The sequence below is a fragment of the Pseudomonas sp. Pf153 genome (assembly GCF_001269775.1).
Taxonomy (GTDB): domain Bacteria; phylum Pseudomonadota; class Gammaproteobacteria; order Pseudomonadales; family Pseudomonadaceae; genus Aquipseudomonas; species Aquipseudomonas uvaldensis.
This window is the reverse complement of record NZ_LHVL01000029.1, coordinates 26,534-38,285: the sequence shown is the minus strand read 5'-3', so window position 1 is coordinate 38,285 and position 11,752 is coordinate 26,534. Positions and strand designations below refer to the sequence as shown.

General features: G+C 60.0%; 10 protein-coding genes. 6 read left to right on the top strand and 4 right to left on the bottom strand.

Annotation, left to right across the window (positions count from 1 at the left end; translation table 11 throughout):
• Positions 1 to 63: 63 nt before the first annotated feature.
• The 3 genes from dbpA to yccS all read left to right on the top strand — a co-directional run bounded on the left by dbpA (position 64) and on the right by yccS (position 5,162).
• On the top strand, positions 64 to 1,401 hold the full coding sequence (gene dbpA / locus AD666_RS20845) for an ATP-dependent RNA helicase DbpA (RefSeq protein WP_256222748.1): 1,338 nt from the start codon (positions 64 to 66) through the stop codon (positions 1,399 to 1,401).
• A 154-nt stretch (positions 1,402 to 1,555) separates the two neighbouring features.
• Positions 1,556 to 2,734 (top strand): NAD(P)/FAD-dependent oxidoreductase, encoded by a 1,179-nt coding sequence (locus AD666_RS20840; RefSeq protein WP_053156070.1) that lies wholly within the window; start codon positions 1,556 to 1,558, stop codon positions 2,732 to 2,734.
• A gap of 244 nt (positions 2,735 to 2,978) precedes the next feature.
• Positions 2,979 to 5,162 (top strand): YccS family putative transporter, encoded by a 2,184-nt coding sequence (gene yccS / locus AD666_RS20835; protein WP_053156067.1) that lies wholly within the window; start codon positions 2,979 to 2,981, stop codon positions 5,160 to 5,162.
• Positions 5,163 to 5,176: 14 nt separating this feature from the next.
• Here yccS and AD666_RS20830 read toward each other — a convergent pair whose 3' ends face one another.
• Positions 5,177 to 5,914, bottom strand: a complete 738-nt coding sequence (locus AD666_RS20830; protein ID WP_053156064.1) for an ABC transporter substrate-binding protein — start codon at positions 5,912 to 5,914, stop codon at positions 5,177 to 5,179.
• A gap of 251 nt (positions 5,915 to 6,165) precedes the next feature.
• Between AD666_RS20830 and AD666_RS20825 the strand changes: the two genes are divergently transcribed.
• Entirely contained in the window at positions 6,166 to 6,618 is a 453-nt protein-coding gene (locus AD666_RS20825) for a GNAT family N-acetyltransferase (protein ID WP_053156061.1), read from the top strand.
• Between the two features lie 93 nt (positions 6,619 to 6,711).
• Here AD666_RS20825 and AD666_RS20820 read toward each other — a convergent pair whose 3' ends face one another.
• From AD666_RS20820 to AD666_RS20810, 3 genes are read right to left on the bottom strand one after another with little or no spacing between them, the layout of a single operon-like run.
• Positions 6,712 to 7,008 (bottom strand): helix-turn-helix domain-containing protein, encoded by a 297-nt coding sequence (locus AD666_RS20820; RefSeq protein WP_053156058.1) that lies wholly within the window; start codon positions 7,006 to 7,008, stop codon positions 6,712 to 6,714.
• A 4-nt stretch (positions 7,009 to 7,012) separates the two neighbouring features.
• Complete coding sequence (locus AD666_RS20815; RefSeq protein ID WP_053156468.1) at positions 7,013 to 7,516, bottom strand: M48 family metallopeptidase; 504 nt, start codon at positions 7,514 to 7,516, stop codon at positions 7,013 to 7,015.
• Between the two features lie 40 nt (positions 7,517 to 7,556).
• Positions 7,557 to 9,680 (bottom strand): bifunctional diguanylate cyclase/phosphodiesterase, encoded by a 2,124-nt coding sequence (locus tag AD666_RS20810; protein WP_053156055.1) that lies wholly within the window; start codon positions 9,678 to 9,680, stop codon positions 7,557 to 7,559.
• Positions 9,681 to 9,999: 319 nt separating this feature from the next.
• Between AD666_RS20810 and AD666_RS20805 the strand changes: the two genes are divergently transcribed.
• Together AD666_RS20805 and AD666_RS20800 are read left to right on the top strand one after the other, a co-directional pair.
• Positions 10,000 to 10,668, top strand: coding sequence for a polysaccharide lyase family 7 protein (locus AD666_RS20805; RefSeq protein ID WP_053156052.1), 669 nt, complete (start codon positions 10,000 to 10,002; stop codon positions 10,666 to 10,668).
• Positions 10,669 to 10,918: 250 nt separating this feature from the next.
• The gene (locus AD666_RS20800; protein ID WP_053156049.1) at positions 10,919 to 11,587 is read left to right on the top strand and encodes a polysaccharide lyase family 7 protein; all 669 of its coding nucleotides are present in this window, start codon (positions 10,919 to 10,921) and stop codon (positions 11,585 to 11,587) included.
• Positions 11,588 to 11,752: the final 165 nt, after the last annotated feature.

Genomic DNA, 11,752 nt, shown 5'->3' with positions numbered 1-11,752 from the left:
TTGCAGGCCCGCCCCGTGACCACCATCGCCACCGCTTTCAATACTTTGCCGCTGTCCGCCGCCATGCTGGCTAACCTCGAATCGCTCGGTTATGCCCAGATGACGCCGATCCAGGCACAAAGCTTACCGGTGATCCTCAAGGGCATGGACCTGATCGCCCAGGCCAAGACCGGCAGCGGCAAGACCGCAGCCTTCGGCATTGGCTTGCTGAACCCGATCAACCCGCGCTACTTCGGTTGCCAGGCGCTGGTGATGTGCCCGACCCGTGAGCTGGCCGACCAGGTCGCCAAGGAACTCCGTCGCCTGGCCCGGGCTGAAGACAACATCAAGGTCCTGACCCTGTGTGGCGGCGTGTCCTTCGGCCCACAGATCGCCTCCCTCGAGCACGGTGCCCACATCATCGTCGGCACCCCGGGTCGTATCCAGCAGCACCTGCGCAAGGGCTCGCTGGTGCTCGACGGCCTGAACACGCTGGTGCTCGACGAAGCCGACCGCATGCTCGACATGGGCTTCTACGACGCCATCGAAGACATCATCCAGCAGACTCCGGAACGCCGTCAGACGTTGCTGTTCTCCGCCACGTACCCGGTGGGCATCAAGCAGCTGGCCTCCAAATTCATGCGCGATCCGCAGCAAGTAAAGGCCGAGGCCCTGCACTCCGACGCACAGATCGAGCAGCGCTTCTACGAAATATCCCCTGAAGCGCGCATGGAGGCCGTGATCAAGGTGCTGGCGCATTTCCGCCCGGCCTCTTGCGTGGCGTTCTGCTTCACCAAACAGCAAGTGCAGGAAACCGTCGATCACCTGACGGCCAAGGGTATTTCCGCCGTTGGCCTGCATGGCGACCTGGAGCAGCGCGACCGTGACCAGGTGCTGGCGATGTTCGCCAACCGCAGCACGTCGGTGCTGGTGGCCACCGACGTGGCGGCCCGTGGCCTGGACATCGATGCCCTGGACATGGTCATCAACGTCGAACTGGCCCGGGACCCGGAAATCCACATCCACCGCGTCGGCCGCACCGGACGCGCCGGTGAAAAAGGCATCGCTATCAGCCTGGTATCGCCGTCCGAAGCACACCGCGCCCAGGCCATCGAACAGTTACAGAAGTCTCCGCTGAATTGGGATCAACTGGACAACCTCAAGCCCCAGGGCGGCGGCCCGCTGCTGCCGGCCATGAGCACCTTGTGCATTGCCGCCGGACGCAAGGACAAGGTCCGCCCCGGCGACATCCTCGGCGCCCTGACCGGTGAAGCCGGCATTCCCGGCACCCAGGTCGGCAAGATCGCGATCTTCGACTTCCAGGCCTATGTGGCCGTGGAACGCGGCATCGCCAAGCAGGCGCTCAAGCGCCTGAACGAAGGCAAGATCAAGGGGCGGTCGTTGCGGGTGCGGATTTTGTAGAAGCGATCTTCAATCCACCGAAGATCCTCTTGTGGGAGCGGGCTTGCCCGCGAAAGCGGTGCATCAGTCTATTCAATGCTGACTGGCACGCCGCCTTCGCGAGCAAGCCCGCTCCCACCTATTTAGTTGTGTGGCGATTTGAGAGGACACCGTTTTGCGCTCTACCGAAGTCGTGATCATTGGCGCTGGCGCCGCAGGGTTGATGTGCGCGATGACCGCCGCCGGGCGCGGTCGACAGGTCATGTTGCTGGACCACGCCAACAAGGCCGGCAAGAAAATCCTCATGTCCGGTGGCGGACGTTGCAATTTCACCAACATGTACACGGAACCGGGCAATTTTCTTTCGCAGAACCCGCATTTCTGCAAATCAGCCCTGGCTCGCTACACCCAGTGGGATTTCATCGCCCTGGTGGCCAAGCACGGCGTGCCCTATCACGAGAAGAAACTCGGTCAGTTGTTCTGTGACAACAAGTCCAGCGACATCCTCGGCATTCTCCTGGATGAATGCGACCAGGCCGGTGTGAACCTGCACCTGGACACCTCCATCGAGCAGATCGAAAAAACCGACGGCGGCTATCTTTTGCAAACCACCCTCGGCGCCGTCGCCTGCCAATCCCTGGTCATCGCCACCGGCGGGCTGTCGATCCCGACCCTGGGGGCCACCGGTTTCGGTTATCAGGTGGCCAGGCAGTTCGGCCACCAACTGCTGCCGACCCGTGCCGCACTGGTGCCTTTCACCATTACCGATCAGCTCAAGACGCTGTGCACCGAACTTTCCGGCACGTCGGTGGACTGCCTGGTGAGCTGCAACGGCCAGAGCTTTCGCGAGAACATTCTGTTCACCCATCGTGGTCTCAGCGGCCCGGCGATCCTGCAGATCTCGTCGTTCTGGGAGCCAGGCGACACGGTGCAGATCAACCTGCTGCCGGATCACGACGTGCCGCAGTGGCTGCAACAACAGCAGGCCGAGCGCCCCAACAGTGAGCTGAAAACCCTGTTGGGCGAGTTGTTCACCAAAAAAATGGCCAACCTGCTGGCCGACACCTGGTTCGTCTCCAAGCCCATGAAGCAGTACACCCACGCGGAGCTGGCGGACATCGCCGAGAAGGTGGCGAGCTGGAACGTCATCCCGGCCGGCACCGAAGGCTACCGCACCGCCGAGGTTACGCTGGGCGGCGTCGACACGCGGGAAGTGTCCTCCAAAACCATGGAATCGCTGAAAAGCCCTGGCCTGTATTTCATTGGCGAAGTGCTGGACGTCACCGGCCACCTGGGCGGGTTCAACTTTCAGTGGGCGTGGGCATCGGGGTATGCGGCGGCGCAGTACGTCTGAATGCTGGCGAATATCTCCTGTGGGAGCGGGCTTGCTCGCGAAGGCGGTGTATCAGCCAATTCAGATGCCGGCTGACACACTGCATTCGCGAGCAAGCCCGCTCCCACAAGGGGGCCGGTAGTGCTTTAGAAATCGTATCCACACGCACCGGAACACTTTTTGCTGTCGGATGTGATCGCCCCCATTGCGTCGGCGTCATTACTGCCTCAATTTAGTGTCATTGCCCGTCAGGCCTGTGCATTTCATGTCATCGACCTCGTTCCGTCAGTCTCTGCGTCGCCTTTGGGCGTTGGATAAATTCAGCTACAGCGTGCGGGTATTCATCGCCCTGACCGGCAGCATGGCGCTGTGCTGGTACCTGGACGAAATGACCCTGCTGATCCCCTTGTTCCTGGGCATCATCGCCAGCGCCCTGGCCGAGACTGATGACAACTGGCAGGGCCGCCTCAACGCACTTGCCGTGACCCTGGTCTGCTTCAGCGTCGCCGCGTTGTCCGTGGAACTGCTGTTTCCCTACCCCGTTCTGTTCATCTTCGCCCTGGCCCTGGCGAGTTTTGGCCTGACCATGCTCGGCGCCCTGGGGGAACGCTACGGCGCGATTGCCTCGGCCACGTTGATTCTTTCGGTCTACACCATGATCGGCGTGGACCAGCGTGGCGGCGCGGTCAATGACTTCTGGCACGAGCCCCTGCTGCTGGTGGCCGGTGCCGCGTGGTACGGCATGCTGTCGGTGCTGTGGCACGTGCTGTTTTCCAATCAGCCGGTGCAACAGAGCCTGGCGCGGTTGTTTCGCGAGCTGGGTCGCTACCTGAAACTCAAATCGTCGCTGCTCGAACCGATTCGCCAACTGGACATCGAAGCCCGTCGTCTGGAGTTGGCCCAACAGAACGGCCGGGTAGTGGCGGCTCTCAACACGGCGAAGGAAATCATCCTGCACCGTGTCGGCAATGGCCGGCCGGGTTCGAAGGTCAGCCGCTATCTGAAGCTGTATTTCCTCGCCCAGGATATCCACGAACGCGCCAGCTCATCCCACTACCCTTACAACGCGTTGGCCGAGGCGTTCTTCCACAGCGACGTGCTCTTTCGCTGCCAACGCCTGTTGCGCCAGCAAGGCAAGGCCTGCCAGGCCCTGGCCGAGTCGATTCAGATGCGCCAGCCGTTCATCTACGACGACACGTTTGCAGAAGCCCTCAACGACCTGCACGCGTCCCTCGAACACTTGCGTATCCAGAGCAACCCGGCCTGGCGTGGCTTGTTGCGTTCGTTGCGGGCACTGGCGGCGAACCTCGGCACCATGGACCGTTTGCTCAGCGATGCCAGCAACCCCGACGCTCTGGCCGATGCCACCGATAGCAGCCTGCTCGACCGCTCGCCGCGTAACCTCAAGGATGTCTGGCTACGCCTGCGTACCCAGCTCACGCCCACCTCGTTGTTGTTCCGCCATGCTCTGCGCCTGCCTCTGGCGCTGAGCGTCGGCTACGCCATGGTGCATCTGATCCACCCTTCCCAGGGCTACTGGATCATCCTCACCACCCTGTTCGTCTGCCAACCCAACTACGGCGCGACCCGACGCAAGCTCGGCCAGCGGATCATCGGCACCGCCATCGGTCTGACCGTGGCCTGGGCGCTGTTCGACCTGTTTCCCAACCCGTTGGTGCAATCGTGCTTCGCCATTGCCGCCGGGGTGGTGTTCTTCACCAATCGCACGACCCGCTACACCCTGGCGACGGCCGCGATCACCATCATGGTGCTGTTCTGCTTCAACCAGGTCGGCGACGGCTATGGGCTGTTGCTGCCGCGTCTGTTCGATACCCTGCTGGGCAGCCTGATCGCCGGGCTGGCGGTGTTCCTGTTCCTGCCGGACTGGCAGGGTCGCCGGTTGAACAAGGTGTTGGCGAATACGCTGACCTGCAACAGCATTTACCTGCGCCAGATCATGCAGCAATACGCCGCCGGCAAGCGCGATGACCTGGCATACCGCCTGGCCCGCCGCAACGCCCATAACGCTGACGCCGCGCTGTCTACCACCCTGGCGAACATGCTGATGGAGCCGGGGCATTTCCGTAAGGAGGCCGACGTCGGGTTCCGCTTCCTGGTGCTGTCGCACACGCTGCTCAGCTACCTCTCGGGCCTGGGCGCCCACCGGGGCACGGAGTTGCCGGGCGACGTGCGCGAACACTTGATCGAGGGGGCCGGGGCGAAGCTGGCCTCCAGCATCGACGAGATCGCCCAGGGCCTGACCAGCAAGACGCCCATCGCGATCCAGAGCGATGAGGAAGAAGCCCTGGCCAATGAGCTCGAACAGATGCCCGACGAAATCGATGAAGGCCAGCGACTGGTGCAGACGCAACTGGCGCTGATCTGCCGCCAGCTCGGCCCGTTGCGCACCTTGGCGGCGCACCTGATCAAGGATGCGGCTGAGGCTTGAGGCCGGAACAGCCTCTACATCCCATGCTGCCTCAGTAACCGCGCATAACTTCCATCCGCCTTCATCGCAGCAATCGCCCGATCGAACCCCGCGACGATCTGCTCATGTTCCGGGTTCTTCAGGCTGACCAGGATATGCAGGCTGTTTTCGCTCAGGGGCTTGGGCAGGAACTCTACGGAATTGCGCACCTTGGCCGACTCTCGGGCCAGGTAGTAACGAGCCACGTACTCATCTTCCAAAGTCAGCTTCACCCGGTCGGCGGCGAGCATGCGTACCGCCATTGCAAAGTTATGCACAGGGACTTTCTGCAACTGCTGGTCCTCATCAAATGCCTTGGAATAGGCATAACCGCGAACCACGGCGATGGGATAAGCGTACAGCTGTTGCAAATTGTCGAACTCGACGGCGGCATCCTTGCGTTTGAGAAAGCGCACGCGGTTGAGCAGGTATTCGGCCGAGAACTGGCCTATATGGGTGCGCTCCTCGCTGTACCAGGCATTGACCAGCACGTCATAACGGCCTTCGCTGATCCCCAGCATCGCTCGGGCCCAGGGTACCTGCTCGAACTCACTGGCATAACCCGCCCGCGCCAGCGCGGTACTGACGATGTCGGTCGCCAGCCCTCCATTGACCAGCGTCGAATCGGTAAAGGGTGGCCATCCATCGCCCACCAGACGCAATTTCTGCGCGCAGGCGTCGTAGCCCCATAACAGCAACCCGATCAAAACAAGAGCTCGATGCAATCGCGGCATGCCAAACATCCTTGAAGGGTGCAAAGCCCGTGTTTTTAGCCGAAACTCAGGCACAGCCCAAAATCTGCGTCCTAACATTAGCTCATTGAAGCCACTGCGCAGCGCCTGCCAACAGATTACATAAAGGCGACAGCACCGTGACAAATGAATGATGGCATTTTGGCCTTTTCCAGGTTTTTCCGGTCGCGGCAAAAGAGACATGTGATGACAGGGCGCTTAATATCGGCATCGGTTTTTTCAGGAAATTCAAAATGGACATCGATTGGGTCTGCAAACACCACAGTGACCTGAGCAGGGAACAGCTGTACGCCATTCTGAAATTGCGCGCCGAAGTATTCGTCGTCGAGCAGAACTGCGCCTATCCGGACGTCGACGGCCTGGATCTGGCGGGCGACACCTGCCACTTGATGGCTTGGCAGGATGATCACCTGGTGGCCTACCTGCGCTTGCTCGACCCCCATTCGCAAAACAGCGACGTGATCATCGGACGCGTAGTGATCGCGCCACAGGCTCGGGGGCAGGGCCTGGGCCACGCGCTGATGGAACAGGGACTCAAACACGCCGAAAAGCATTGGCCCGGCACTGCGATTTCACTGTCCGCACAGGCGCATTTGCAGGGGTATTACGGACGCTACGGCTTTCAAGCAGTAGGTGTCGAATATCTGGAAGATGGGATTCCGCATATAGGCATGCATCGTCCCTGAGTACACCATCGCGAGCGGGCTCGCTCCCACACCGCGTGTTTTTGGTGGGAGCGGGCTTGCCCGCGAAGAGGCAAGTCCAGACAAAGCCCAAAGTCAGGGATACTCGAGCACCGCCTTGATCCGCTCCAGATTTCCCTCGATCCACCTCCGGTCAATCGCCCCCCAATCGCGAATCCGATAACACCCGGCATGGTGACGAGCCCCTTCCTGCTGCTCGAACTCGCACACGATATCCAGGTCCGCCAGCGCCGCGACGGTGTCCTGGGCGGTACGCCGAGGCATGCCGGTGGCTTCGGTGAGTGCCGGAACGTTGCGGGCCACGCCACTGTCGATCAGATAGGCCACGTACAAGCGGCGATAAAAGCTGCTTTTTGTCTTGCTGACATCCATCCGGTCATTCCTTTTGTGATTGCAGATCGCGCCAGGTCAGGTAAACCCGCAAGTCGAATTCCAGTTGGTGGTACCCCGGCAGCATGTGCTCACAGAGTTGATAGAACGCCTTGTTGTGGTCCGACTCCTTGAAGTGAGCCAGCTCGTGCACCACGATCATTTTCAGGAATTCGGGCGCCGCCTCCTTGAACAGCGATGCGATGCGGATCTCTTTCCTGGCCTTGAGTTTGCTGCCCTGCACACGCGACACCGTGGTGTGCAGCCCGAGGGCCCGATGCGTCAGGTCAAGGCGGTTGTCGAACACCACCTTGTCGATGGCCGGTGCGTTGCGCAGATGCTGTTGCTTGAGATCCAGCGCATAGCCGTACAAGGCCTTGTCGCTCTGGATCGGATGTCGACCGGGATAACGCTGGTGCAGGTAATCGCCCAGGCGGTCCTGGGCAATCAATTGCCGCACCTGGGCTTGCAGGGCGGCGGGGTACGCCTGGAGGTATTTGAGCGCGGTCATCGGCACGGGAACGTCGAAAAAGGCAGACAGTGTAGCGAATTCAAGCCTGAACCGCGCTCCAGTCAAACGGTTTGGCGAAGGCATCGGTGTCTTCGGCCATCAGGGGGTGAGCCACGAGAAAACCCTGCACATATTCGCAGCCGTGTGCTTGCAGCCATTGATACTGCTCCACGGTTTCTACCCCTTCGGCAATCACCCGCAAGCCCAATTGCGAGCACAGGTCGATCACCGAGGCGGCCAGCGCTGCGTCCCGGGGCGAATCCGGTAATCGGGCAATCAGGTGCCGGTCGAGCTTGAGCGTATCGAGCTCAAGGTCACGCAAGTGCGTTAACGAACACGGCCCCGAACCGAAATCATCCAGCGCGACCCGCACCCCTAGATGACGCAGCAAGCGCAACTGCTTGTGAGTTTCGTCAGGGTTGCGCATCAGCGCATCTTCCGTCACCTCGACCTCCAGCTGTCGAGGTTTCAACGCATGACGCTCCAGCACCTGGCGCAGCTCGGTCACCAGGTTGGGCATACCGAACTGGGTGCTGCTCAGGCTCACGCCCAATACCAAATCATCGGAGAACAACCGCTCCCAGACTTTGCGCTGGGCCGCGCTGCGATGATAGATCCAACTGCCCAGCCGACTGATCAATCGCGCCTCCTCCAGCAACGGCAGGAACAGGCCCGGTGGAACATCGCCGACGCTCGGATGCTGCCAGCGCAATAACGCCTCGAACCCACGGATACGTCCATCGCCAATGCTCACCTGAGGTTGGTAGACCAGATTGAAATCGCGGTTCTCGATGGCCGAGCGCACACTCTCTTCGAGCATCAGCCGGGAACGGGCCCGACCGTTCATTTCGTGGTCGTAGAAACGGTATTGCTGGCGACCGGCACGCTTGGCCTCGTACATGGCGATATCCGACGCGCGCAGCAGGCCGTCGAGATTGGCACCGCAATCCGGATACGTCGCGATACCGATGCTGGCCCCCAGCGTGACATCCATGCCCTCGATCTGCTGGCAGATCGAGACACGCTCGATCAGCATCTCGGCAATCTTGGCGGCCTGCTCCGGATGCTCCAGGTCCAGCAGGGCCGTGAACTCGTCACCACCGAGCCGCGCCAGGATGTCGAACGGTCGCAGGCAGGCCTTCAACTGCTCGGAAACCCAGCGCAACACCCGGTCGCCAGCATCATGGCCCAGCGAATCGTTGACTCGCTTGAAGCCATCAAGATCCAGGTACAACAGCACCCAGTTGCTCTCCAGCCGCTCGCTGCGCATCAGCAGGTTCTCGGCGGTCTGATAGAAGCCCCTGCGATTGAGCAAACCGGTCAACGGGTCCGTGACAGCCTGGAATTCGAGTTGCTGATGCAAGTGGCGAACCACCGACATGTCCTGGAGAGTCACCACCATGGCTTTCTGCTCCGAAGGCAACGGTGCACAGGACAACGCCACCGACACCTGCTGGCCGGGCGCTGTGCGCAACACCGCATCGTGCAGGCGCCAGGTCTGGCCACGGCAATAAGCGACGTGGATATCGGAATCGGTCCACTGGGGAATGTGCGGCTTCTGCAGATAGTCCAGGAAGGGCGTGCCCTGCAATTGCTCGGCGGTGGCATTGAGCAGGCGACAAGCCGATGGATTGACGAAGCGGATGCAGCCGTCTTCATCCACCACCAGGATACCTTCCGCGGCGTTATCCAACACCGAGGCGTTGAAAGCCCTGGCCGCTTCCAGATCCTGACTCAGGCGCTGCAAGGCCCGGCGATTGCGCTGGTGCTCCAGCAAGGCATGGACCTTGGGCTTTAGGATCTGCGGATCGAAGGGCTTGAACAGGTAATCCACGGCACCACTGGCATAGCCCTTGATCACCGCATCCTGGGATTGCTCATTGGCGGTCAGGAAGATGATCGGCGTGAGCCGCGTCCGCTGGCTACCACGCATCAGACGGGCCACCTCGAACCCGTCCATGTCCGGCATCTGCACGTCCAACAACACCAGGTCGATGTCATGTTCGAGCAGCAGATTAAGGGCCTCGACACCCGAGGACGCGGTCATGACCTGCCAATCCTGACGCTGCAACAACGCACGCATGCTGAGCAGGTTTTCAGGGTAATCATCAACAACCAGAAGGACGGAGCTGTCTTCACCAAGCGTAGGTTGCACGCATTCCATGCTGCTTCTCTTATCGGGGCGCCATGTCCGGTTTTTAAGTAGCAAAACGGACAAATTACTGTGATCTCACTCTAGACCGGGTTTCCAAAAAGCAGTAGCTGTCATCGCGCCATCATCCTGACAAAGCCCGAAATAGCCGACTAACGGTCACCCGCCTCAGGCACAGAAACTGCAATAGACCTCAGCGACGCACCATTGACGTCAAACATCCGCCGAACAAACCACAAAAAGCTCATTCCGGTGTTATCAGGGCGCCCCGAACGCGCGGGTTAGAGCCTTCGCGGTGGCGTGCACATTTTTTTCACGACAGGATCTGAACATGATTGACCTTAACACCTGGAACCTGAGCATTCCCGAAGGTAGCCCAGCTATCACCATCGAAACCCCACGCCTGGCACAAGGGTTCAAGGACCAGTACTTCAACGCCGAAACCGGTGTTGCCTTCTTCTGGGCCCCGGTCACCGGCAGCACGACCGCCAACGCGATCTACCCGCGCAGCGAACTGCGGGAAACCTACAGCGATGGCTCTTTGCGCAACTGGCTGTACTCGGCGGCGGATAACAAGCTGCGCGCGACCCTGGCCGTCAACCAGGTGCCCAGCACCGGCAAGATCGTGATCGGCCAGATCCATACCAAGGACAGCAACAGCCCCATGGTCAAGCTGGAATACCAGTACAAGACCTACAGTTCCACGGGCAACATCGTCGCCAAGGTCCGCATGCGTCCCGACGACGAAACAGGCCAGGTCATCACCATTGCCACGGGTGTGAAGCTCGACCGCAACTTTTCCTACCAGATTCACCTCAGCCCGAAGGGTGCACTGGGGATCAGCGCAGCGGGCTATAGCTGGCGAACCACCATCGACCCGAGCTGGAAAGTCAAACCGCTGTATTTCAAGGCGGGCGCCTATGTACAGGACAACACCGGCTACACCACCGAAGGCGGAAAAGTGACGTTCAGCCTGCTGGAAATCCAACACAACATCTGACTTTCACGGGCACAGCAGCAGGGACCGCTGCCTGTGCGAGGCGCTCAAACGACAGATGCCCATAGGGCCATCGTTCAAAATATTTTCAGCCTGGCCGACCAACGGTCATGCTCCTCGGGCACAAAATCGACCAGGGCCACTCTGACGGACAGGAAAAAGTTCACTCCACGCATCATCCAGTCGTCTGAAAAGCTCGAACTAGAGGCTTCGGCTAGGTTTTGCAACTTTTTACTCTGTAGAGGGCCCGCACATGGTCGATCTTGCAACCTGGAACTTGAGCATCCCCGAAGGCAGCCCGCCGAAAACCATTGAAACGTCTCAACTGGTGGATGGTTTCAAGGATAAATATTTCAACTCCGAAGGCAGCACGGTGTATTTCTGGGCGCCGGTCACCGGTACAAAGACTGAAAACGCGATCTATCCGCGCAGCGAATTGCGCGAGACCTACAAAGACGGCACGTTGCGTAATTGGTTGTACCCCGAGGCCGACAACTTTCTGAATGCCACCTTGACCGTCAACCAAGTGCCCAGCAGTGGCAAGGTGGTGATCGGTCAGATCCATACCAAAGACAGCAACAAACCCATGGTGAAACTGGAGTACCAGTATAAGGACGCCAACGACCTCGGTGACATCGTGGCCAAGGTCCGCATGCGTCCCGATGACAGTAAGGCCCGGATCATCACGGTTGCCAGCGGGGTAAAGCTTTCCCAGGCGTTTTCCTACCGTATTCATCTGGATCGTACCGGTGATTTGGGCATTACGGCGGCGGGTCGGAGCTGGTATACCACCATCAGTTCCACCTGGCGGGTCAAGCCGCTGTATTTCAAGGCTGGGGCGTATGTGCAGGACAACACCGGCTACACCACCGAAGGCGGGAAAGTGACGTTCAGTCGGTTGGATATTGATCACAACACTTGATACTCGCTTAGGCGCTCGAACTGATGTCAGCTTTCATGGCGCTATCAGAAAGGGGTGTATATCCGTTTCTTCGGTAACGGCGGCTTAGGGTTCCGCCCTTACGGCGGGTTACTTTTGAAAAGGCGCCAAAAGTAACCAAAAGCGCCTTGCCCCACCACTGGGCAC